This window comes from Paludibacterium yongneupense DSM 18731 (assembly GCF_000422925.1).
Taxonomy (GTDB): Bacteria; Pseudomonadota; Gammaproteobacteria; order Burkholderiales; family Chromobacteriaceae; genus Paludibacterium; species Paludibacterium yongneupense.
On record NZ_AUGZ01000008.1, the window covers coordinates 198,187 to 220,866 of the forward strand.

Sequence of the window (22,680 nt, forward strand, 5' to 3'; positions counted from 1 at the left end):
ACACTGTTTGCGCACGATTCTACACGATGGCAAATGCATGCTTCATCTCTATCAATCCAATCGGCTGGAACGGCTCGGCGATCTGTTTGGCGCGATGGTAGCCGCTGTCCCTCTGGCCGACCCGTTCGCACGTGAAACCGTCATCGTGCAGAGTCGCGGGATGGGGCGCTGGCTGTCGCTGAATCTCGCGCGCTCGGCCGGAGTGGCCGCCAACCTCGAATTCGTATTGCCGGCGGCTTTCGCCTGGCGTCTGATGCAGGGGGTCATGCCCGGGCTGCCCGCCAAGTCGGGGTTTTCTCCTGATGTGTTGCTATGGCGGCTGATGGAGATCCTGCCGCGTCTCGATGCCCCGTGTTTTGCTCCGCTCGCGCATTATCTCGCCGGTGGCGAGCTCGCCCGCTTCGAACTGGCCGGCAAGGTGGCGGATATCTACGACCAGTACCTGGTGTTCCGCCCGGACTGGATCCGGGCCTGGGAGTCCGGCGCACGACTCGGCCTGGGCGACGACGAGTCCTGGCAGGCCGAACTGTGGCGCGAGCTGGCTGCCGGCGATCCCGCCATGCACCGGGTGCGCATGCTCGACAGCGTGTTGCCGGCACTCGACGGTGCGGTTCTGCCCGAGCGCGTGTCCCTGTTCGGCATTGCCAGTCTGGCGCCCATGTATCTGGCCATGGTGCAGCGCCTGTCCCAATTGACCGACGTCTGCGTGTTCCTGCTCAATCCCTGTGCGGAATACTGGGGTGACGTCGCCGATGCAAAGGGCCAGCTGACCTTGTTCCGGCAAGGGCTGGACGTGCGGGCCGACCATCCGCTGCTGGCCTCGCTCGGCAAGCAGGGGCGCGATTTTTTCGACCAGATCGCAGAGCAGATCCCCGACGCGCGCGAGATGTTCGAGGCCCCGCCCGGCGATACGCTGCTGGCGCGTCTGCAGCGCGACATGCTTGCGCAGAGAGCGCCTGCGCATGGGGCGCAGCCCCTGGCGGACGGGGATCGCTCGATCGAGATCCATGTCACTCACGGCGCGATGCGCGAACTCGAAGTTCTGAAGGATGGCCTGCTCGACCGCTTCGCTGCCGATCCTACGTTGACGCCGGCCGATGTCGCGGTCCTGACACCCGATATCAATCTTTACGCCCCGTATATCGACGCCGTGTTCGGCATCCGCACCGATGCCATCACGATTCCCTACAGCATTGCCGACCGTCGCATCGAGCGCGACGAGCCCCTGCTGTCCGCTTTTGCCGGCATTCTGGAACTGGCCGACTCGCGGTTCGATGCCGACGATGTGCTCGCCTTGCTCGACTGCCCGGAATTACTGCGGCGCTTCGAGTTGAACGTCGACGATCTGGCGCTGATCCGGGCCTGGGTGCAACAGGCGGCAATACGCTGGGGCAGGGACCGTGCACACAAGCGCGGGCTCGACCTGCCCGACGAGGCCTCCTATACGTGGCGCTGGGGCATGGACAGGCTCTTGCTGGGGACGGTCCTGCCCGAGGCCATGGCCGGGGACGCGTCGGCGCTGTTTGCTGGCCTGCTGCCCGACGGCGCGGCCCAGGGCGGGCTGGCGAACGTGCTCGCGCGCTTCGCCGATGTCTACGATGAAATCGAAGCGCAGGCTGCTGCCTGGGCGCAGCCGGCGACGCCGCTGGAGTGGAGTCTGCGCTTGCTGGAGGCGGTCGATGCCTTGTTCGATGCCGGCGAAGACGGCGAAGCGGCGCTGGCCGTCCTGCGGCAGGCGCTGGACACGCTGGCGCAAGATTGCGAATTGGCGGCCTTCGATCAGCGCCTGCCCCTGGCCGTGGTGCGCGACTGGCTTGCGCGACGGTTGTCCAACCCCGCCCCCGGCGGATTCCTGCAAGGGGGGGTTACCTTCTGTGCGATGGTGCCGATGCGTTCGATTCCGTTTCGGCTGCTGTGCCTGATAGGGATGAATGACGGCGCCTATCCGCGCGATGAACGTCCGGTGAGTTTCGATCTGGTGGCGGCCCACCCGCGCCGGGGCGACCGTTCGCGCCGCTTCGACGACCGTTACCTGTTTCTGGAGGCGATTCTGTCGGCGCGCGATACCTTGTACCTGTCCTATGTCGGTTTGTCGGCCCGCACTGGCGAGGCGATGCCACCGTCGTCGCTGGTCAGCGAACTATGCGATACGCTGGCGGCAATGTCCGGCGCAACCGGCCCCGAAGCACGGCAGCAGTTGGAGGAGCGCTTGACCGTCGCGCATCCGCTGCAACCGTTCGCCGCTGCGGCCTACGACGGCTCGGATCCGCGACTGGCCAGCTTCGAGCCCAGCTTTGCCGCGGCATTGGCCTGCCCTCGCGCAGTGCTCGCACCGTTCGCCGCGCCCTTGCCCGGGAGTGCGCCGCCCATTTTGCGTTTCGACGCGTTGTTGCGCTTCTGGCGCAACCCGTGCCGCGCATGGTTGTCCGAACGGCTGGCGATCCGCCTGGAGACGGCGCCGGAAACGCTTGCGCGCGACGAGCCGTTCGAGTTGGGCCGCGATGACAAAAGCCGCTTGCGTGCGACCCTGATTGCCAACTGGCTCGAGCGTCGCCCGGAAGGGCGGGCGATCGAGCGCATCGCCGCCGCCGGTCTGCTGCCCCCGGGGGAACTCGGACGGGCGTGGCTGGCCGGCGAGGAAAAAACGAGCAGGGCTTTCCTCGCCGGCTTGCCGGAAGCGTTGCGCGAGCCAAGACTAGCGCCGCAGCCGTTTGCGCTGTCGCTGGGCGGGACGACCCTGGTCGGAGAATGGGCCGCGCTGCGTTCGGAAGGCATTCTGCGCGTACTGCCGCGTCGCGCCTATGCCGGCGATTTGATCGAATTATGGCTGACGCAGTTGCTGCTGGCACTGGCACCGCCGGCGGATGCGGAGCCTCGCGCGCAGCTGTTTGCCGAAGATGGGCGCTATGCGTTCGAGACGCAGGCGGATGCCGAAGGCGTATTGCAGCCCTGGGTCGACTACTGGCGGCAGGGGCAAGCGCTGCCACTGCCTTTTTTCGCACGCACCAGCCTGGCCTGGGCCGTACGCTATGCCGCCGGCGAGGATCGTGACGCCGCTTTCGCCAGTGCACGCCAGGAATGGGCGCCGAGTTTCGACGGTAAAACGCCGCAAAAGGATGATCCCGCCATCGGGTTGGCGTTCCGCGAGCTTGAGCCGCTCGACGATCCCTTGTTCGAGACGCTGGCGCGGATCCTGCTGCTGCCCATGGCGAAGGCGTTGGGCGCGGGAGACTCGGCATGAACCCGGGCGTGCAGGCTCTCGATGCGCTGACGTGTCCGCTCGACGGCGTCAATCTGATCGAAGCGTCGGCCGGCACCGGCAAGACCTGGACCATCGCCGCGCTCTATACCCGGTTGTTGCTGGAGGGGGAGGCGCCGCCGCCGGTCGAGCGCATTCTTGTGGTGACGTACACCCGCGCCGCGACCGCCGAGCTGCGCAGTCGCCTGCGGCGGCGTCTGGACGAGATGCTGGCCGTGCTCGACGGGGCGGCCAGCAGCGACAGCTTTCTGACCGGTCTCGCCGCGCGCTTTGCCGGCGAAGCCGAGCGTGCTTTGGCGCGGCGACGGTTGACGGCGGCGTTGACGGGCTTCGACGCTGCCGCGATTTATACCATCCACGGATTTTGCCAGCGGGTGTTGACCGATGCGGCCTTCGAATCGGGACAGACGTTCTCGCCCGAACTAGTCGACAACGATGCCCAGAGGCTTGCGCGTGCGGCGTCCGATTTCTGGCGGCGGCGAGTGCAGAATGATGCCCTGCTGGCCGAACTGGTGGCTGGGCGCGGCGAAACGCCACAGGACTGGCTGGGCGAAGTCCGGCCTTTTTTGTCGCGGCCCTATCTGCACGTGAGGCGGCCGGATCCGGCCGACCTGGCGCGCGCGCGCGCGCGCGTCGATTCGGCGTGGCAGGCGTTGTGCCGCGATCGCGCCGGGATAGACGCGGCGATCGGGATGCTGCTCGGGGCGGAAGGGCTCAAGGCGACCAGCTATGGCGACTCCAGGCGGCGCGCGATGGCGGAAGCCTTGCGGCAACGCGTGGACGGTGCCGCCGGTTTGCCGCCGCCAGGGGAAAAAGAACGCAAGTTGCTGGAGAAATTGACACCGGCCAGTCTGAGTGCCGGCGCCAAAAAGAACGCGACACCGCCGGAACACGCCGTGTTCGCGGCGGTTGAGAGCTGGCTGGAGGCGACGGCCGCTTATCGCGAAGCCGCCGCCAGCGGCCTGGCCGGACTCAAGCTCGACCTGATCGCCAGCATAGACCGGCAACTGGTGGATGAGCGGCGCAGCGAACGCGGTCGCAGCTTCGACGACTTGCTGACCGGCCTGGCCGATGCGCTGGCCGACCCGACCGGTGGCGCGGCGCTCGCGCGGCATGTGGCATCCAGCTTTCAGGTCGCGCTGATCGACGAGTTTCAGGACACCGATCCGATTCAGTACCCGATCTTTCGTCGCTGCTTCGTCGAGCAGCAGCGGCCGGTGTTTCTGGTCGGCGACCCCAAGCAGGCGATTTACAGTTTCCGTGGCGCCGATATTTTCGCCTACCTCGCCGCGCGAGCGGATGCCGACCGTGGGCGGGTCTATTCGCTGGATACCAACCGGCGGTCGGTCGATGCGCTGGTCGCGGCAGTCAATGCCCTGTTCGCGCGCCCGCAACCGTTTGTGTTGCCCGATATCGACTACCATCCGGTGCGTGCCGCGCCATCCTCGGGCTGTCGGCTGGAGGTCGACGACGACCGCGCGCCCTTTACCGTGCAATGGCTGGATGGCGCGGGCGGAGGAGAGCGCGGCGCCAACAAGCAGCTCGCCTCCGAATGCGCGGTGACGGCCTGCGGCGATGAAATTGCGCGTCTGCTGACGCTGGCCGCCGCCGGCGGAGCGCGCCTGGTGCGCGACGATGGGGGCGCTCGGGCGCTCGACGGAGGGGACATCGCGGTGCTCGTGGCGACGCACCGTCAGGGCGAGCAGGTGCGTGCCGCCCTGCGCGAGCGCGGCATCAATAGCGTGGCGCTGACTCAGGAAAGCGTATTCGCGAGCAGGGAGGCGCAAGAGTTGCTGGCCTTGCTGCGCGCCTGGGCCGAGCCGGGCAACGAAGGCCGCCTGCGCCGGGTGCTCGCGGGAGTCGGCAGCGGCCTGGATGCGCCGGGGCTGAAAGCGCTGTGCGATGACGAATCGGCGTGGGAGGCGAGACTGGCCCTCAATGCCGACGACCATGCACGCTGGTCGGCACAGGGTTTCATGGCGGCCTGGCGTGGCTATATGGCACGCGAAAGGCTGGCCGAGCGGTTGTTGCCGCTCGAAGACGGCGAGCGGCGGCTGACCAATTTCTCGCATCTGGCGGAACTGCTGCAAAGCGAAAGCGAACGTGGGGCCATGCCGCTGCTGGCCTGGTTCGAGAGCCAGGTCGCGGCACCGCCGGCGGGCGAGGACGCCGTGCTGCGTCTGGAGAGCGATGCCGCGCTGGTCAAGATTGTGACCGTGCATAGCGCCAAGGGTTTGCAATACCCTGTCGTGTTCTGCCCCTTCTTGTGGGACGGGGCGCTGGAACGCAAGGGGAGCGCGTTCTGGCGCTATCGCTCCGGCGAAACGCCGTGGCTGGTGCCGGATGCGCTGGCGGATGCCGAAGTGCGCGCCGCGGCGCGCAGCGAGATTCTGGCCGAAAAAATGCGCTTGCTGTACGTGGCGCTGACGCGTGCCCAATACCGTCAGTACCTGTGCTGGGGGTGGGTGCAGAAAATGGAAACCGCCGCCCTGTCGTGGCTGGTGCACGGCGAGGGTATCGGCGCCTTGTCTGCGCTGGAGGCGCAGGAGATGGATGCGACGCGGGTGGAGAACGATATGCGCCGCTTCGTCGAGCGGCTGCCGGGGGCGGCGGCGCTGCAGTCCCCGCCGCCCGGCTTTGTCAGCTTTACCCCGCCGCCCGCCCCACCGCGCCAGTTTGCCGCGCGGACGCTGGGTCGGCCCTTGTACACGCCGTGGCGTTTCGCCAGTTTCACTTCGCTGGCGCATGGCGGAGGGGGGGAAAGGCCCGATCACGATCGCGGCGCGACGGTGAGCGATGAAGGAGGCGTGCCGCTGGACCGTTTCCATTTCCCGCGTGGAGCGCGTGCCGGGACCTGTCTGCACGCTATTTTCGAGCGCATCGACTTCGCGGCGGACGATGCGACGATCCGGGGCGAGGTCGAGCGGCAGCTGGCTTTGCACGGTATTGCGCCGGAATGGACCGATGCCGCTTGCGATATGATCAGGCGCGCGCTGAGCGTGCCACTGGATCCCGATGTCCGTCTCGACCGCGTCGCCGCCGGCCGCCGCCTGGTCGAACTCGAGTTCCTGCTACCGGTGACGCGCCTGGACGTGGCCGCGCTGATCCGGGTTCTGAGCGACCCGGGCAACGGTCTGGCCGAGCCCTTGCGCGCTGCCGCCGCCCGCCTCGATTTTCATACCGTGCGCGGTTTTATCAAGGGATTCATGGACCTGGTCTTCGAACTCGACGGCAAGGTCTACCTCGTGGACTATAAATCGAATCATCTTGGGTATGCCGCTGATGACTACAGCGTGGAGAATCTGGCGCAATCGGTCGCACGCGAGCACTATTATCTGCAGTACCTGATTTATCGTTTGGCATTACTGCGCTATTTCGCAACGCGTGGCAGTTCATTGCGTTTCGGCGGGGTCCGCTATCTCTATCTGCGCGGCCTCGACGGCGACGGAAACGGTGTCTGGCGCGATGAGCCGGGGGCAAGCCTGCTCGCCGGGCTCGAGAGCGTGTTTTTTGCGGCCCCTAGCTAACGGAGTTTACATGTTCGAATCGGCAGAAATCGGTCACAGCATCGATAAGGAACGCTATCGTGTCGAAGCGCTGCGCCTGCGCCAGGCACTGCTGGACATACAGTACGACCTGAAGCAGAAGCCGGATTTTCCCGTGTTGATCCTGATTCATGGTTTCGACGGCGCCGGGCGCGGCGAAACCATGAAGCTGATCAACGAATGGATGGATCCGCGGCTGATCGATACCGTTGCCTTCGGTTCGCGCAACGACGAGGCGCGCGCGCGGCCGTGGATGTGGCGCTACTGGAACCAGTTGCCGCAGAAAGGGCGCATCGGCCTGTTTTTCGGTTCCTACTATTCCGACGCCCTGTTCGACCATGTCTACGGCGTGACCGACCACGATTCGTTCGATCGCCAGATTTTCGACATCCTGCGCTTCGAACGCATGCTGTCGCAGGATGGCGCGCTGATCATCAAGTTCTGGTTCCACCTGTCGCGCGACAAGCAGAAAAAACGGCTGAAGGAGCTGGAGAAGGATCCTGCCACCAGCTGGCGCGTGACCGAGACCGACTGGCGGCATTTCGAGATGTACGACCACATCCGCAAGTACGGCGAGCATATGCTGCGCCTGACGAACAGTTCGGTGTCGCCCTGGATCGTGGTCGATGGCGAAGATGCGAACTACCGCAATCTGACTGTCGCCAATACCGTGTACAACGCGATCAAGAGCCGGCTGGCGCAGGCCTTGCCGTCGAGCGACGCCGTCGATGCCCCGCCGCTGCTGGCGCCTATCGACAATAAACTGATTCTGGATTCGCTGAAGCTCGACCAGCCGATGAGCCGGGAGCACTATCGCGTCAAGCTCGATGCCCTGCAGGGGCGGCTCAATCATTTGACGCGCGATCCGCGTTTCCAGGACTACTCGCTGGTGCTGGTGTTCGAAGGCAACGATGCGGCCGGCAAGGGGGGCAGCATCCGCCGGATCACCCAGGCGCTGGACGCGCGCACCTACCGCGTGATTCCGGTGGCGGCTCCGACCGAGGAGGAACGTGCCCAGCCCTGGCTGTGGCGCTTCTGGCGCAATGCGCCTGGCAGGGGGGGCATCGCCGTGTTCGATCGCTCATGGTATGGCCGCGTGCTGGTCGAGCGGGTCGAGGGATTCGCGCGCGAAAACGACTGGATGCGTGCTTATTACGAGATCAACGACTTCGAGCACCAGTTGCACGAGAACGGCGCCATCGTGGTCAAATTCTGGCTGGCCATCAGCAACGAGGAGCAACTGGCGCGGTTTCAGGCCCGCGAAGAGACCGGCTTCAAGCGCTTCAAGATTACCGACGAAGACTGGCGCAACCGCGACAAGTGGGATGCCTATCGGCTGGCGGTCAGCGATATGGTCGACCGCACCAGCACGAGCAAGGTGCCATGGACGCTGGTCGAAGCCAATAACAAGTATTTTGCACGCATCAAGATACTGACGACCCTGTGTGAAGCGATCGAGGCGCGGCTCGGTGTCTGAGCACGCGATGATCGTGCCGCGCGAGTCGCCGCCGCTCGCGCGCCAGCTCGAGAAACTGTTCCTGCGGCTCGATCCGGCCTGGGATCAGGGCGATACGATCGCGCAACTCGTCGCCGCCAATGCCGAGGGGCATGTGTGCCTGCCGCAGACGGCAGCCTCCCGCGCACGCCTCGTGCGCTCGCCGCTGGTCGGCCCCCCCGGCGCCTATGCGCCGCTGATTCTGGACGCGCAGGGACGCCTGTATTTTGCCCGTCACTGGCACGATGAGGCGCAACTGGCCGCCGGCTTGTCGCGCCTGGCCGGGGAGCCCGACATCGTCGATGCCGGGCTGGCGCGCGTCTGGCTTGCACGTTTGTTTTCCGCGCCGGGCAGCGATGAGCAGAAACAAGCGGCGGCCCTTGCCTGCCGACAGCGCTTCCTGGTGATTTCCGGTGGGCCGGGCACGGGCAAGACGACAACGGTCGTGCGCCTGCTGGCCCTGCTGGCCGTGCTGTCGCCGCGCCCGCTGGTGATGGCGATGGCGGCGCCGACCGGCAAAGCGGCGGCCAGACTGAGCGACTCGGTTCGTGCCGCGCGCGAACACTTGCCGGTAGACGAGTCCGTTCAGCAGCAACTTCCGCAGACAGCGCAGACCCTGCATCGCCTGCTCGGACTTCGTCCCGGCGTTTTTGCCCCGCGCCACCATGCCGGCAATCCGCTGCCGCTGGATGTATTGCTTATCGACGAAGCGTCGATGATAGATCTGAACCTGATGGCACGGGCGGTGGATGCCTTGCCACCCGGCGCCCGTCTGATTTTGCTTGGCGACCGCGACCAGCTGTCATCGGTCGATGCCGGCGATGTACTGGGCGACCTGTGCCAGCGTGTCAGCTATCGCCCGGAAACCCTCGCCTGGTTGCATGAGGCCTGCGGTTCGGCACCGCAGGCCGGTGCGGCACCGAACCGTCTTGCCGACTGCGTGGCTTTGCTCAGCCGTAGCCACCGATTTGCTGCCGACAGCGATATCGGCGAACTTGCGCGACGCGTGAACGCACGCGCGGCGGAAGCGGTGCTGGATCTGCTCGACGATGAGGCTCACCCCGATGCGGGCTGGTGTCGCGACGATGATTTCGCGGCCGCGCTACTGGCGAAGCGCGAGGCTTATTTGACGGCGGCACAGGCGGGAGAAGCCCCCGAGGCGCTGGCCCGCCATTTCGCCGGCTTCATGCTGCTGGCGGCCGAGAGGCGCCAGGTCGACGCCGTCAATGCACGCATCGAGTCGCTGCTGGTCGAGCGCGGCTCGAAAGACGCGGCTAGCCAGTGGTATCCGGGACGGCCGGTGCTGATCACCGAGAACGACTACGGTGTCGGCGTGTTCAATGGGGATATCGGCTTCACCGTCGCGCGCGGCAAGGGGCTGCGCGTGGTTTTTCCGGCCGCTGGCGGTGCCTGGCGCGAACTCGCACCCGGGCGGTTGCCGGCACATCAAACCGTATTCGCCATGACGGTGCATAAAAGCCAGGGTTCCGAGTACGAGGAGGTCTGGCTATTGCTCGCCCAGGATGGCGGTCTCGACAGGGCACTCGTGTACACCGCGATCACCCGGGCCCGGCAGCGCTTTGCGGTCAGCGGCACGCGCGCGGCTCTGGCGGGAGCGGTGGCGACCGAGCGGCCCCGATATTCGGGGCTGGCGGATCGTTTTGGCGGCTGAGGCGAACGCTTACGCTGCAAAAACATGGCGATATAACTAAAAACTCCTTAACATGGCGGTTTAAACAACGTCGTTGTCATGGAGACGTCATGCGCGTTCCAGCCGTTCTGGACTATCTCGATTCTGCGATGCAAATCGATGAGACAGCGTACACCCCGCTATGGATAGGGGGCGCTCGCATGGGGTGTGTCAACGCCGAATGGCGGCAACGCCTGTTGACGAACGAAGCCGGCCTGTTTCAGTTGCAGGAAGAGGGCCTGCACTGTCTGGACGGTGGCGATTACCAGGCCCTGTCGTCGAAGTTGGGCGCCGCCGCGCGCCGCTGGCGTGCGAGCGGGTGGTTGCCGGGTTGGCGTGACGAAAACTTCACTGCCCACCATCCGCCCGGGCATCCCGTCTTTGAACTGGAACGGGCGGCGTTCCGGCCGCTGGGCCTGGTCAGCCATGCGGTTCACCTCAACGGCCTCAGGCGCCTCGCCGATGGCAGCATCGGCATGTGGATCGGCCGCCGCAGCCCGTTCAAGGCTGTCGATCCGAACCGCATGGACAATATGGTGGGCGGCGGTGTCGCCGCCGGCGAGTCCTACGATCTGGCACTGGAACGCGAGAGCTGGGAAGAAGCCGGCATCCCGTCGCCGCTGGTGCACGGGCTGGCCCCTGCATCGCTGCTGCTCGCGCGGCGCGCGGTCGGGCGCGGCTTGCACTGCGAATGGCTGCACATCTACGACCTGTGGCTGGATGCGTCGACCGTCCCGGCCAATCAGGACGGCGAGGTGGCCGAGCATCTGCTGCTGTCGCTGGCCGAGGTGGAGGCGCTGGTTCTCGAGCGCCGTTTCATGATCGATGCCGCCCTGGTGGTCTGTGATTGCCTGGCGCGTCTCGGCTACTGGGGCGAGGAGGGCGCACTCGTGCGCGAACGTCTGGAGCGCCCGTCGCTGCAACTGGCGTGAGTCGCGTCGGTTCGGCTAGCCCCTCAATACATGCGCCGTCCCCGCCACCGCCAGGCTGACGGGGCGCCCTACCCCGGGCGCGTCCGGGCTCGGGCTGCGCACCGTCAGACTGCGTTGCGTCGCGCCGGCCAGGCGCACGGTCAGAATGCAGTCGTGCCCGCCAAAATCACTATCCGTCACCACGCCGCGGCAGCTTGCCGCCGGCGCCTGTTCCGGCATCTGGGCCAGCCGTATCTGCTCGGGACGCAACAGGATGCGCGCGTCCCCGCTCGCCGTCGTGTCGCCGACCGGCACGCGTCCGAGCTCGCACTCGGCCCAGCCTTGCCCGATGCGTGCGGGCAGTACGACCGCGTCGCCGAGGAAACGGGCGATATCTTCGTCGCACGGGTAGCGGTAGACATCGAGAGGCGCGCCCGCCTGGGCTAACCGGCCGCCGCGCATGACCGCCAGTTGATCGGCGAAGGACAGGGCTTCGGCCTGATCATGTGTTACCAGTATGCTGGTGATTCCGGCCCGGGTCATCAACTGCGCCACCGCCTTGCGCATCGCCGCGCGCAGCCCTGTATCGAGAGCCGAGAACGGCTCGTCGAGCAGCATCAGGCGCGGTCGTTGCGCAAGCGCGCGCGCAAGTGCGACACGCTGCTGCTGACCGCCGGACAATTCATGTGGCCAACGGTCGCCCATGCGGATGTCGAGCTGAACCATGTCCATTAGTTCCTCGACGCGCGGACGGCGCGAGGCGGCAGCGCCATCCAGGCCGAAGCCGATATTGCCGGCGACGGTCAGGTGCGGAAACAGCGCACCGTCCTGCGGCACATAGCCGATACGTCGACGATGGGCGGGCACGATGCGCCCGCCGCCAGCCATGCTCTCGCCGTCCAGCATGATACGGCCGCTGTCGGGAAATTCGAAGCCAGCGATCATTCGCAGCAATGTCGTCTTGCCCGAGCCGGACGGGCCGACGATGGCGGTGCGGCTGCCGGCGGGAACCGAGAGCGTGACGGCTTCGACCGCAGGCAGCGGGCCGTAGGATTTGTTCAGGGCGTACAGTTCGAGTGAGTTCATCGTCCGGCAGTGCGTCGGGATTGGTGATAGAGCAGCCAGGTCAGCGGCATCGACAGTACGATCAGCAGTAGCGCATAAGGCGCGGCGGAGACGTAGTCGATTTCGCTGGTCAGTGCCCAGAATGCCGTGGCCAGAGTGCGGGTTCCGCTCGGTGCCAGCAGCAAGGTGGCGGTCAGTTCGTTGGCGACGCCGAGAAAAACCAGCGCGGCGCCGGCGGCGGCGCCCGGCGCGGCCAGCCGCAGAGTGATCTGCCGCAGGGCTTGCCCCGGCGTGCGCCCCAGGCTTCTGGCCACGTCTTCCAGCTCGGCCGGAGACTGGGCTATGCCTGTACGCAGACTCAGCATGGCGCGCGGCATGAACATCAGCAGATAGGCGAGCAAAACGGTCAGTGTTGTCTGATATATCGCACGGGTATAGTGGATGGTGAAGGTGACGAGCGCCAGTGCGACGACGATGCCGGGCAAGGAACTGGCGACGTAGTTGCAGGCTTCCAGCATGCGTTGCAGACGACCCGGGGCGCGTATCGACAGCCAGGCCATGGGGACGGCGGCGACGAGGGCGACGAGGGCGCCGGCAGCGGCGAGCTCCAGTGTCTGCACCAGGGCCGGGAGCAAGCCGCTGCTGCGCCAGGCATCGCTGCCGCCGGCCAGCAGCCAGCGCGCGAGGGTCAGCAGCGGCACTCCCAGCGCCAGCAGTGTCGTTGTCAGCGGCAGCAGCAGGGCGGCGTAGCGGGCGGCGCGGCCCAGGCGTAACTGGCGCTGCTGGCGGATGCTGCCCGAGCCTACGCGGGCGTAGCGGGCATGGCCGCGCGTTGTGGCCTCCAGCAGGAGCAGAGCGAGGCAGCACAAGGCGAGCACCCCGGCCAGCATATTGGCGGCCGGGCCGTTGAAGGTCGACTGGAACTGGTCGTAGATGGCGGTGGTGAAGGTGTCGAAGCGGATCATCGCGTACAGGCCGTATTCGGCCAGCAAATGCAAGCCGACCAGCAGGGCACCGCCCCAGATGGCCAGCCGCAGCTGCGGCAGCACGACGCGGAAAAAACGGGTGCGGGCTGTCATGCCGAGCGAGGCGGCCACATCTTCGAGCGCGGGGTCGAGGCGGCGCAGGGTCGCCGCGACCGGCAGATACAGGAAGGGAAAATACGCCAGCACCGATACCATGACGCCGGCCGCCAGCCCGTGCAGGGCGGGCAGCAGACTGACCCATGCATAGCTGTGGACAAAGGCCGGGACCGCCAGCGGCGCGGTGGCGAGCGCGGACCACCCCCGCCGGCAAGGCAGGTCGGTCCGTTCGGTCAGCCAGGCCAGACCGACGCCGAGCGCGATGCACAGCGGCAGAGTCAGTGCGACCAGCAGGCCGGTGTTGAGCAGAAGCTCGCCGACACGGGGGCGGAGCACCAGCTCCCGTATCGTCGGCCAGCCGCTGTCGATGGATACGCCGACGACGAAGAACAGCGGCAGCAAGGCCAGTGCGGCGACGGCGGCCGCGGCGACGGTGAGTCCGCGCGCCGCACCGGCCGTGGAGGGGGTGGCTGCCGCCACTTTACAGCAGGCCGGCCTGAATCATCAGGTCGACCACTTTCTTGCTGTTGAGGCGGGCGGCATCGACCCGCGGGGCGTCGAGTTGCGTGAGTGGCGGCAGGGCCGGGTTGGAGGCCGCATTCACGCCGACGGCGTATTCGAAGGCGTTGCCGTTTTTGAGGATAGCTTGTCCTGCCGGGCCGGTGATCCACTTCAGGAACGCTTGCGCCTGTTCTTTATGCCGGCTGGAGGCCAGAACGCCGCCACCGGAGATGCTGACGAAGGCGCCCGGATCCTGATGACGGAAATAGTGCAGGGCGGTGTTCTTGCTGTTTTCGCCGGTTTTGGCCTGATCGACGAAACTGTAATAGTGGTAGATCACGCCCCCTTCCACCTGGCCTGCGTTGACGGCCTTCAATACGGTGCTGTTGCCTTTGTAGGCGGTGAAATTGGTTTTCATCGCTTTTAGCCATTGCAAGGTCACGGCCTCGCCCTTGAGTTCGAGCATGGCGCTGACGATAGCCTGGAAATCGGCGCCTGACGGAGAAGCGGCCCAGCGGCCTTTCCACGAGGGGCGCGCGAGGTCGAGCAAGGAGGCGGGAAGCTCGGCGCGGGGCAGCTTGTTTTTGTTGTACACGAAGACGGTCGCGCGCGCCGCAATGCCTGTCCAGCGGCCATGGGAGGGGCGCCAGGCCGGCGCGACCTGGGCCAGCGTCGCAGGCGGGAGGGGCGCGAGCAGGCCGGCGTGGTCGACCATCGCCATGGCCGGCGAGTTTTCGGTCAGAAAGACGTCGGCGGGGGAGGCCGGGCCTTCCTGTACGATCTGATTGCCGAGCTCGCTGTCGTCGCCGTTGCGCACCGTGACCTTGATGCCGGTGTCGCGGCTGAAGCCATCGACCCAGGCCCGTGTCAGGTTTTCGTGCTGGGCGTTGTAAATGACGATGCCGTCGTCACCGGCGGCCAGGGTGGGGGCGGCGATGAGCAGGGTTGTAACGAACAGGGTGCTGCGGGCCAGGGCGCGCTTGGGCATTTGGGTGCGATTCCTTATCCGGGTTGTGGAAACATCGCCCTGGCACCGGTGATCGGGCTCGGGTCGGTACGGAAAGTATACATGCAAATAGTAATGATTTGCATTCGCAATGTAGCGGTGGCGGATGTCGAGCCTGAAGCGGCGCTCAGCGGCTGGTCCAGGGGGCCGGGGGGACGAGGGGGGAGGTCTTTCCCTGTGGGTCGCTGACGAAGAGGCGGGGGCTCAGCGGGGCAGGACTCCGGAGCGCGCAGGACAGCGCCAGCTCCCATTCGGGGAGGGTCAGATGCATGGCCTGGATCGCCGCTTCGCTATTGTCGGTTCGGTCGAGTCCGGTCAGGTCCAGCTGCGAGGTACTGGCATCCCATCCGCTGCGATAGAGTTTGCCGAGGGCTTCTTTCAAGGTCCAGCAGGCGTAGAAGCGCTGTGCGGGATCGTCCCCGAAGCGGCGCTGCAGCCACTTCTGCTCGCGTTTGCTGGCCAGATAGTCGAGCAAGGTCGAAAACTCCCTGTGTTGACACGTCTCCAGATCGAAACCGGCCGGCCCGGCCAGACTGACCAGACAGCCGACCCAACAGTCGCTGTGGCTGAGCGAAATCCAGCCGGGCGCAGGCTGGCCGTCTTCTTGCAGCAGTTGAGGAGGGGAGCCCTGGTCGATACGCCAGCCGGCCGTGGCAGAAGCGTCGAGCAAGGCGCAGGCGGGTGCGATCAACTGCCGCGCGCGCTCTGATTGCAGCGAATGATGCAGAGCCCGGTTTTCGGGGGTGGCCGGGGCAATTCGCGCGATCAGAATGATGACATTTGGCATGTATAGGCTTGCTTGTGGCGTTGGGGAGCTTCCTCTAAAATAGCCGAATTTTGTGAGCGAGGCCGGTTTTGAACGGGCTGACGCCCAAAATAACGGTCGCGCGGCGGCAATGGGGGGCGGCAGGGCGTCCGTTCCCGTTTCGGACGAGCGCTTGGGGCGGGTGGACGCAATGGGTGCAAGATGGAGGGGGCTGGCGGCGCGAATCAACTATCTGTGGCGATTGTTGATGACAGCGTGGTCGTTTTCGGTTTTCGGACTCGGCGGGCTCGCTTTGTCTGCGGCGGTGTTTCCCCTGTTGCTGCTGTTGCCGGCGCGCTACGACCTCAGGCGGCGCGTAGTGCGCGGCCTGGTGCAGCAATCGTTCGCCTTGTTCGTGAAAATGATGTGCGTGGTCGGCATCATGTCGCTCGACGTCAACGGAGGCGAGCGGCTGCGGCGGGCGCGAGGCTGCCTGATCCTTGCCAATCACCCCACGTTGATCGATGTTGTGGTCATGATTTCCCTGCTGCCTAGCGCCAATTGCGTAGTCAAAAGCGCGTTGTGGGACAGCGTGTTCCTGGGCGGAGTCGTACGCGCCGCGCGCTATATCCGCAACGATGATTCGACGAACCTGATCGCCGACTGCGCGGCATCGCTGCGCAGCGGCGAGAACCTGGTGATTTTTCCGGAAGGAACGCGCAGCCTGCCCGGTCGTCCCTATGCCTTCTTGCGAGGCGCCGCGCATATCGCACTGGCCGGCGAGTGCGCGATACTGCCGGTACTGCTATGCTGCACGCCGTCCACCCTATCCAAGGGCGTGCCCTGGTACCGGATTCCTTCGCGCCGTTTCCACTTTTCGCTCGAGGTGCTTGAGTCGATCAGCGTGGACGAGCTGCTGGGCGGAGCCGTGCAGCCCAGCATGGCATCGCGGCACCTGACCAAAGCTTTGCAGCGCTATTTTAGCGAGCGCCTGCCGCCGCAAGTCACTACGGAATAGGCATTAATTACTGTACTGTAGTATTTTGACTCGCTGGGCGAGGAATAGTTTCGCGTCGGCTGACGTTGCGCAAGGAGACAAGGTGCGGTGTCATGCTTCAATAAAACGTTATTAAAGATCCAAAGCTTATGAACCGAGACAGAATTCTAGAAGAGTTGCGGACCATCCTGCACGACACGTTCGAGATCGATCCGGCCGAGGTGACTCCGGAGGCGAATCTGTTCACCGACCTGGAGCTCGATAGCATCGATGCCGTCGATCTGGCGATCCGCCTGCAGAAGCTGACCGGCAAGCGCATCAAGCCCGACGAGTTCAAGACCGTGCGTACGGTCGGGGATGTGATCAAGTCGGTGCAGACCCTGCTGGCCGAGTAAGCGCTTGTCGACGCACAAGGGCGGGGGTGTGTGCGTCCTTGGCGTCGTGCATCCGGCGCCAAGGAGTCCCTGACCATGCCACAACACGTCCTTCCACAGGTACTGACCGAACGGTGCACCGACGACGCCGTGCTCCTGAGCCTGCTGTTGCCCGCTGCCGCGCCTTGTTTCGACGGTCATTTTCCGGGTTTTCCCGTATTGCCGGGCGTCGTTCAGATTCATTGGGCGATGTTGTTTGCGCAGGCCAAGCTGGGAGTCGCCGGAACGTTTCAGAGCCTGGAACAGATCAAATTTACCGACATCGTGGAGCCTGGCGCCGGGCTGACTCTGCATCTGATGTGGGACGCGGATCGCCGCCGCCTGAGCTTCGACTATCGCGCCGACGGGCGCAAGGCCTCTTCGGGCCGAATCCAGTTGGGATGAAATGCGCTTCCTGCCCTGTTTGCTGATTCCCTGCTACAACCATGGATCGACTATCGCAGCGACAATCGAACGGCTGCGCGAGTACGGTTACCCTATCTTCTTGGTCGATGACGGCAGCGATGAGGTGAGCCGTCTCGAGCTCGAAAGGGTTGCCGCACGCGAACCGCTGCTGCGGCTGATCCGGCATCCGCGAAATCTCGGCAAGGGGGCGGCCGTCATGCGCGCCATGCGCGAGGCGCATGCGGCCGGGCATAGCCACGGCCTGCAAGTCGATGCAGACGGGCAGCATGCCCTGCAAGATGTCCCGCGATTTTTCGAACTCGCCCGCCGCCACCCCGATACCGTGGTCTGCGGACGTCCCGTCTACGACGACTCGGTTCCGCGCGCCCGGCTGTACGGCCGTTACCTGACTCACTTCTGGGTGTGGGTGGAGACCTTGTCCTTTGCCATCGGCGACTCCATGTGTGGCTACCGCTGCTACCCGCTCGCGCCGGCCGTCGCGCTGATCGCACGCGGCCGGATCCCGCTGCGCATGGATTTTGACAGTGCCATGATCGTGAGGCTGTACTGGATGGGGCTGCCCGTTCGCAATCTGGCCACGCGGGTGATCTATCCGGCGGGGGGGCTCTCGCATTTCGATGCGCTGCGCGACAATCTCCGCATCAGCAAAATGCACGCCCTGCTGTTCTGCGGCATGCTGCCCCGCATTCCCATGCTGCTGTGGCGCAGGCTGCGCCGCAGCGCTTCTTGAGCGCAGGCCGGCGTCGCTTGTTCAAAAATTCCAGGAAAATGCCATGAACGATTGCCCCTGCCTGCCCGCCGCCAGCGTCGATATCGAAATTCCGTTTCACGACGTGGATCTGCTCGAAGTGGCATGGCACGGCCATTATCTGAAGTACTTCGAAATCGCTCGCGGTCGCCTGTTGCGGCAGATCGGCTATGACTATCCTGCGATGCGAGATTCAGGATATGCATGGCCGGTTACCGAATGCTATCTAAAGTATGTGCGTCCTGCGCGCTACGGGCAGACGGTGCGGGTCGAGGCGCGTATCGTCGAATTCGAAAACCGCCTGAAAATGGAATACCGGATCTGCGATGCCGCCACCGGAGAAAAGCTGACTCGCGGCTGGACCATTCAACTGGCGCTGGAGATCGCCAGCATGGAGCTCCAGTTTGTCACGCCACCGGTCCTGTGGGAAAAACTGGGGCGGCGACCGTGAGTCGAACCGCCCGGTACGATAAGCGGCATTCGCAGTTATTCATGGCGAATATCGGTGAATTGAGCGATACTGCACGCCAATTTTCCCCTCTGCAGCGGTGGCGGATGAAGAACGGTACGCGTTTATGAGTGATATTCCTTATTCGATGGCGGAGTTGCTGCCGCATCGCGCCGGAATGCTGCTGCTCAATGGGGTCAGCCGCTTCGACAGCAACGAAATTGTCGTAAGGGCTACCAGCTCGGCACAGGCTTGGTATGCTGATAGCGATGGTGGCATGCCGGCCTGGATAGGAATAGAACTGATGGCGCAGGCGGTGGCGGCCTGGGTTGGCTTGCGGGCGCGCTCGGCCGGCGTCCCGGTGAAGCCCGGGGTGTTGCTGGGGTGTCGGCGTTATCTGAGCGAACATGCCGCGTTTGCCGCCGACTGCGACCTGAGCATCGTGGCCCGCCCGGTCTATCGCGACGAGAGCGGCATGGGATCGTTCGAGTGCGAGATCTGGACGGATGAGCGCAAAGTGGTCAGTGCAACGATCAATGTATTTGAACCGGAAGACTTTGCCGTCTTCCTCGAGCAGCGGAGAGCCGTGCAGTGAGCAGTCATCGCAGGATATTGGTTACCGGCTCCAGCCGGGGCATTGGCAAAGCGATTGCGCTGCGCTTGGCAGCGGATGGTTTCGATGTGGCCGTGCATTGCCGCAGTCAGCTGCAGCAGGTCGAAGAGACCGCCTCTTCCATCCGCGGGATGGGGGTCGATGCCAGCGTGTTGCAGTTCGACGTCAACGACCGCGATGAGGCGCGGCGCCGGATCGAGGCCGATATCGAGGCCAGGGGCGCCTACTGGGGTGTGGTGTGCAATGCCGGCGTGACCCGGGACAATGCTTTCCCCGCATTGAACGGTGAAGACTGGGATGTGGTGATCAATACCGCCCTTGGCGGTTTCTACAATATTGTCCATCCGCTGGTGATGCCCATGGTGCAAGCGCGGCAGGGAGGGCGGGTCGTGGTGCTGTCCTCCGTTTCCGGCGTGATCGGCAATCGCGGGCAGGTCAACTATAGCGCAGCCAAGGCCGGGCTGATCGGCGCTGCCAAGGCGCTGGCGGTGGAACTCGCGCGCCGCCGGATCACCGTCAATTGCGTGGCGCCAGGCCTGATCGAGACCGATATGACAGATGGGCTGCCGTTGGACGATATCCTGAAGACGATTCCGATGAACCGGGTCGGACAGCCGGCCGAAGTCGCCGCACTGGTCTCCTTCCTGATGTCGGAGGGCGCCGCCTACATTACTCGCCAGGTGATCGGCGTTAACGGCGGGATCGTCTGATGCGGCGTGTGGTCATAACTGGAATGGCTGGCATCACCAGCCTCGGGCAAGACTGGGCCGCGATTGCCGCCAATATCAGGGCCGGCCGCAATGGCGTGCGTGTGATGCCGGAGTGGGATGGTTTTCCTGATCTGAATACCCGTTTGGCTGCGCCGGTTGCCGATTTTGCGCTGCCCGGACATTATCCGCGCCGGGTCACGCGTGCGATGGGGCGGGTGGCGCAGATGGCCGTCTGTTCGACCGAGCGGGCTCTGCTCGATGCCGGATTGCTCGATGACCCCTCTATCCGGGAGGGACGGATGGGGGTGGCCTATGGCTCGTCTTCCGGCAGCATCGAGCCCATTCGCGCCTTTGGCCACATGATTGCCACCGGTTCGATGGAAGGCGTGACGTCCACCTCCTATATCCAGATGATGAGCCATACCGCCGCCGTCAATATCGGCTTGTTTTTCGGCCTTACCGGCAGGGTGATACCGACCTCGAGCGCCTGTACGTCGGGCAGCCAGGCCATCGGCTACGCCGCCGAGGCCATTCGCTGGGGGCGTGCCGATATGATGATCGCCGGGGGGGCCGAAGAGTTGTCCGCCGGTGGCGCTGCGGTCTTCGACGCGCTGTATGCGACCAGCCAGATGAACGACGCGCCCGCTCTCTCGCCGCGCCCCTTCGATGCCGCGCGCGATGGACTGGTGGTCGGCGAAGGAGCGGGCACGCTGATTCTGGAAGAGCGCGAGCATGCGCTTGCGCGCGGAGCGACTCTCTATGCCGAGGTCGCCGGTTTCGGTACCAATTCGGACGGTGTGCATATCACCCAGCCGGAAGCGCCGACCATGGCGCAATGCATCCGGCTTGCCCTGGAGGACGCCGCGCTGCCGCCCTCCGCCATCGCCTATGTCAATGCCCATGGCACGGCGACCGAGCGCGGCGATATTGCCGAGAGTCAGGCGACTGCCGAGGTGTTCGGGGCGGTTGCCATCAGTTCGCTTAAAAGTTATTTCGGGCACACGCTCGGCGCTTGCGGCGCGCTGGAAGCGTGGTTGACGGTGCAGATGATGCGCGAGGGCTGGTTTGCCCCCACCTTGAATCTGGAACAGGTCGATCCGGCCTGCGCCGATCTGGATTATCTGACCGGCGCTGTTCGCGCCATGCCGGCAGAGTACGCGATGAGCAATAACTTTGCTTTCGGCGGCATCAACACTTCCTTGATCCTTCGGCGCGTCTGAGCATGCCGCGCGTCGTCGTTACCGGCATCGGCATGGTCAGCAGCATCGGGCACGAGCGTGAGGCGGTCGTCCGTTCGCTGCTGGACAGCCGGTCGGGCGTCTCCTACCAGGCCGCGTTCGCGGAGGCGGGAATGGCCAGCCAGGTCGCCGGCGTGCCCGATGTGTCCGGCTTGCCGCAACCGCCGCGCAGGCTGCGCCGCTTCATGGGCGATGCCGCATTGTATGGCTGGCTGGCGGCCAGCCGGGCGATTGCCGACGCGGGCCTGACATCGGTCATGCTGCAACACCCGCGCACCGGCCTGATCATAGGCTCGGGTGTCGGCGGCGCCCGCCCGCTGGTCGAGATGCACGACGTCCAGCGCGAGCGTGGCGTGGACAAGGTGTTGCCGTATGCGGTTCCCCAGATCATGGGGAGCACGGTGTCCGCCAATCTGGCCTCGGCTTTCGGCATTCTCGGCGTGAGTTATGGTTTGACATCGGCCTGCGCCACCTCGGCACACTGCATCGGGCATGCGGCCGAGCAGATACAGCTCGGCAAGCAGGACATCATGCTCTGTGGAGGCTCCGAGGAAGTCGGCTGGCATTCCGCCATGTTGTTCGATGCGATGGGCGTGCTGTCCCGTTCGCATAAGAAGAGCCCGCAGCATGCATCCCGTCCCTATGACAGCGGGCGCGATGGTTTCGTGATCGCGGGGGGGGCGGCAGTGCTGGTCCTGGAGTCGCTTGAGCATGCGCGCGCGCGTCATGCTCCTATTCTGGCCGAAGTCGCCGGCTATGGCGCCACCAGCGATGGCGCCGGTATGGTCAATCCAACCGGCGATGGCGCCTTGCGGGCAATGCGCTTGGCAGTGCAGGACTTTGCCGGATCGGTCGACTACATCAACACCCATGCTACCGGGACCGAGCAAGGCGATATGGTCGAAGTGGCTGCTTTGCGCGAACTGTTCGGCGAGGGGCTGCCGCCGTTCTCGTCGACCAAGGGGTTGACCGGCCATGCGATTGCCGCTTCCGGGGCGCTGGAAGCCTGCTTCAGCCTGCTGATGATGGAGCATGGTTTCATGGCGGCATCGGCGAATATCGACCTGCCGGATCCCGCCCTTTCCGGCTTGCCCATTCTGCTGGCCACCCGGCATCAAGCCGTCGACAGCGTGCTGTGCAACAGCTTCGGTTTCGGCGGCACCAATGCATCCTTGTTGTTCAGCCGCGCCTATCTCTGAGCGCCCGGATTTTCCCTGCTTTGTCTCCCTTTCGTCCCCGCGTGCACGGCGGCCGTTGTTTTCATTCCTTTTTAGAATGAAGCCCATGCTTTGCAAGAATGACACAGTGCGACGAAGTCGTGCGTCCCACAGCGGCACTTTGCATTGACAAAGACCGCCGTCATCCATAGCCTATGGTTATGGTAACGATGCCATGTTGAGCGGGTAGCGGGTCGGATTTCGGCCGGCAGTTCCGGCAAGGCAAGCGAGTGGCTTCCGCACGGTTCAAGACGTTCGGGGTGCCGGCTTGTCAGGCAAATGGATTGCGTTCAAATGTGGTAACGGTACCATATGGCGTGCGCCGACGTGACCCGTGTCACGCCCGGTAGCGCCGGGGGTCGGCAGATGTCGGGTGGTAGCGGTGTTCTAGGCGCTGCCTGCGCACAGATCGCCAGTCTTGGTAACGGGGAATATTTTTACGAACAGATGTGGTAACGATACCACAAGGAGTTCAGCATGGATCATCAACAGACGGCCGCGGCGATTCTGCCGCTGGTCGGCGGTGCGGACAATATCGTCAGCGCCGCCCATTGCGCGACGCGCCTGCGGC

At 65.0% G+C, this 22,680-nt stretch carries 19 protein-coding genes; 15 read left to right on the top strand and 4 right to left on the bottom strand.

All coding sequences use genetic code 11. The features are described 5' to 3' along the window. The first annotated feature begins 37 nt into the window (after positions 1-37). The 5 genes from recC to G520_RS0105400 all read left to right on the top strand — a co-directional run bounded on the left by recC (position 38) and on the right by G520_RS0105400 (position 10,921). The gene (recC, locus tag G520_RS0105380; RefSeq protein WP_028534754.1) at positions 38-3,241 is read left to right on the top strand and encodes an exodeoxyribonuclease V subunit gamma; all 3,204 of its coding nucleotides are present in this window, start codon (positions 38-40) and stop codon (positions 3,239-3,241) included. After that, on the top strand, positions 3,238-6,786 hold the full coding sequence (recB, locus tag G520_RS0105385; protein WP_028534755.1) for an exodeoxyribonuclease V subunit beta: 3,549 nt from the start codon (positions 3,238-3,240) through the stop codon (positions 6,784-6,786). Before recC ends, recB begins: the two co-directional genes overlap by 4 nt. Before the next feature lie 10 nt (positions 6,787-6,796). Further along, positions 6,797-8,281: a polyphosphate:AMP phosphotransferase gene (gene pap / locus G520_RS0105390; RefSeq protein WP_028534756.1), complete on the top strand. Its 1,485-nt coding sequence runs from the start codon at positions 6,797-6,799 to the stop codon at positions 8,279-8,281. After that, positions 8,274-9,971, top strand: coding sequence for an exodeoxyribonuclease V subunit alpha (recD, locus tag G520_RS0105395; RefSeq protein ID WP_246542724.1), 1,698 nt, complete (start codon positions 8,274-8,276; stop codon positions 9,969-9,971). The genes pap and recD overlap by 8 nt, the downstream gene beginning before the upstream one ends. Before the next feature lie 89 nt (positions 9,972-10,060). Further along, positions 10,061-10,921, top strand: coding sequence for an NUDIX hydrolase (locus G520_RS0105400; protein ID WP_028534758.1), 861 nt, complete (start codon positions 10,061-10,063; stop codon positions 10,919-10,921). 15 nt (positions 10,922-10,936) lie between these two features. On the opposite strand, the gene G520_RS0105405 is transcribed toward G520_RS0105400, so the two are convergent. The 4 genes from G520_RS0105405 to G520_RS0105420 all read right to left on the bottom strand — a co-directional run bounded on the left by G520_RS0105405 (position 10,937) and on the right by G520_RS0105420 (position 15,341). Beyond that, a complete protein-coding gene (locus tag G520_RS0105405) occupies positions 10,937-11,986 on the bottom strand; it encodes an ABC transporter ATP-binding protein (protein ID WP_028534759.1) in 1,050 nt (349 codons plus the stop codon). After that, the gene (locus tag G520_RS0105410) at positions 11,983-13,527 is read right to left on the bottom strand and encodes an ABC transporter permease (protein ID WP_028534760.1); all 1,545 of its coding nucleotides are present in this window, start codon (positions 13,525-13,527) and stop codon (positions 11,983-11,985) included. The genes G520_RS0105405 and G520_RS0105410 overlap by 4 nt, the downstream gene beginning before the upstream one ends. Before the next feature lies 1 nt (position 13,528). Continuing rightward, positions 13,529-14,536, bottom strand: coding sequence for an iron ABC transporter substrate-binding protein (locus G520_RS0105415; RefSeq protein ID WP_051229076.1), 1,008 nt, complete (start codon positions 14,534-14,536; stop codon positions 13,529-13,531). Between the two features lie 145 nt (positions 14,537-14,681). Then, positions 14,682-15,341: a 4'-phosphopantetheinyl transferase family protein gene (locus G520_RS0105420; protein WP_028534762.1), complete on the bottom strand. Its 660-nt coding sequence runs from the start codon at positions 15,339-15,341 to the stop codon at positions 14,682-14,684. Between the two features lie 169 nt (positions 15,342-15,510). Between G520_RS0105420 and G520_RS21675 the strand changes: the two genes are divergently transcribed. The 10 genes from G520_RS21675 to G520_RS24345 all read left to right on the top strand — a co-directional run. Further along, the gene (locus G520_RS21675) at positions 15,511-16,317 is read left to right on the top strand and encodes a lysophospholipid acyltransferase family protein (protein ID WP_036665413.1); all 807 of its coding nucleotides are present in this window, start codon (positions 15,511-15,513) and stop codon (positions 16,315-16,317) included. A gap of 128 nt (positions 16,318-16,445) precedes the next feature. Then, the gene (locus G520_RS0105430) at positions 16,446-16,691 is read left to right on the top strand and encodes an acyl carrier protein (RefSeq protein WP_028534763.1); all 246 of its coding nucleotides are present in this window, start codon (positions 16,446-16,448) and stop codon (positions 16,689-16,691) included. A 75-nt stretch (positions 16,692-16,766) separates the two neighbouring features. Then, complete coding sequence (locus tag G520_RS0105435; RefSeq protein ID WP_036665415.1) at positions 16,767-17,114, top strand: ApeI family dehydratase; 348 nt, start codon at positions 16,767-16,769, stop codon at positions 17,112-17,114. 1 nt (position 17,115) lies between these two features. Continuing rightward, the gene (locus tag G520_RS0105440; protein ID WP_028534765.1) at positions 17,116-17,865 is read left to right on the top strand and encodes a glycosyltransferase family 2 protein; all 750 of its coding nucleotides are present in this window, start codon (positions 17,116-17,118) and stop codon (positions 17,863-17,865) included. Positions 17,866-17,908: 43 nt separating this feature from the next. Next, a complete protein-coding gene (locus G520_RS0105445) occupies positions 17,909-18,334 on the top strand; it encodes an acyl-CoA thioesterase (RefSeq protein WP_028534766.1) in 426 nt (141 codons plus the stop codon). Between the two features lie 124 nt (positions 18,335-18,458). Beyond that, the gene (locus G520_RS0105450; protein WP_051229079.1) at positions 18,459-18,926 is read left to right on the top strand and encodes a hotdog family protein; all 468 of its coding nucleotides are present in this window, start codon (positions 18,459-18,461) and stop codon (positions 18,924-18,926) included. Further along, the gene (locus G520_RS0105455; RefSeq protein ID WP_028534768.1) at positions 18,923-19,654 is read left to right on the top strand and encodes a 3-ketoacyl-ACP reductase FabG2; all 732 of its coding nucleotides are present in this window, start codon (positions 18,923-18,925) and stop codon (positions 19,652-19,654) included. The genes G520_RS0105450 and G520_RS0105455 overlap by 4 nt, the downstream gene beginning before the upstream one ends. Continuing rightward, positions 19,654-20,874 (top strand): beta-ketoacyl-ACP synthase, encoded by a 1,221-nt coding sequence (locus tag G520_RS0105460; RefSeq protein ID WP_028534769.1) that lies wholly within the window; start codon positions 19,654-19,656, stop codon positions 20,872-20,874. Before G520_RS0105455 ends, G520_RS0105460 begins: the two co-directional genes overlap by 1 nt. A gap of 2 nt (positions 20,875-20,876) precedes the next feature. Next, on the top strand, positions 20,877-22,091 hold the full coding sequence (locus G520_RS0105465) for a beta-ketoacyl synthase N-terminal-like domain-containing protein (protein WP_028534770.1): 1,215 nt from the start codon (positions 20,877-20,879) through the stop codon (positions 22,089-22,091). A gap of 495 nt (positions 22,092-22,586) precedes the next feature. Further along, the coding region (locus G520_RS24345; RefSeq protein ID WP_156876885.1) for a PTS transporter subunit EIIB at positions 22,587-22,680 on the top strand (94 nt) is incomplete at its 3' end.

Coding starts and splice junctions, on each gene's coding strand:
- recC (WP_028534754.1), top strand. CDS start 38: ATGCTTCATCTCTATCAATCCAATCGGCTGGAACGGCTCGGCGATCTG.
- recB (WP_028534755.1), top strand. CDS start 3,238: ATGAACCCGGGCGTGCAGGCTCTCGATGCGCTGACGTGTCCGCTCGAC.
- pap (WP_028534756.1), top strand. CDS start 6,797: ATGTTCGAATCGGCAGAAATCGGTCACAGCATCGATAAGGAACGCTAT.
- G520_RS0105400 (WP_028534758.1), top strand. CDS start 10,061: ATGCGCGTTCCAGCCGTTCTGGACTATCTCGATTCTGCGATGCAAATC.
- G520_RS0105405 (WP_028534759.1), bottom strand. CDS start 11,986: ATGAACTCACTCGAACTGTACGCCCTGAACAAATCCTACGGCCCGCTG.
- G520_RS0105415 (WP_051229076.1), bottom strand. CDS start 14,536: ATGCCCAAGCGCGCCCTGGCCCGCAGCACCCTGTTCGTTACAACCCTG.
- G520_RS0105420 (WP_028534762.1), bottom strand. CDS start 15,341: ATGCCAAATGTCATCATTCTGATCGCGCGAATTGCCCCGGCCACCCCC.
- G520_RS21675 (WP_036665413.1), top strand. CDS start 15,511: ATGGGTGCAAGATGGAGGGGGCTGGCGGCGCGAATCAACTATCTGTGG.
- G520_RS0105430 (WP_028534763.1), top strand. CDS start 16,446: ATGAACCGAGACAGAATTCTAGAAGAGTTGCGGACCATCCTGCACGAC.
- G520_RS0105435 (WP_036665415.1), top strand. CDS start 16,767: ATGCCACAACACGTCCTTCCACAGGTACTGACCGAACGGTGCACCGAC.
- G520_RS0105440 (WP_028534765.1), top strand. CDS start 17,116: ATGCGCTTCCTGCCCTGTTTGCTGATTCCCTGCTACAACCATGGATCG.
- G520_RS0105445 (WP_028534766.1), top strand. CDS start 17,909: ATGAACGATTGCCCCTGCCTGCCCGCCGCCAGCGTCGATATCGAAATT.
- G520_RS0105450 (WP_051229079.1), top strand. CDS start 18,459: ATGAGTGATATTCCTTATTCGATGGCGGAGTTGCTGCCGCATCGCGCC.
- G520_RS0105460 (WP_028534769.1), top strand. CDS start 19,654: ATGCGGCGTGTGGTCATAACTGGAATGGCTGGCATCACCAGCCTCGGG.
- G520_RS0105465 (WP_028534770.1), top strand. CDS start 20,877: ATGCCGCGCGTCGTCGTTACCGGCATCGGCATGGTCAGCAGCATCGGG.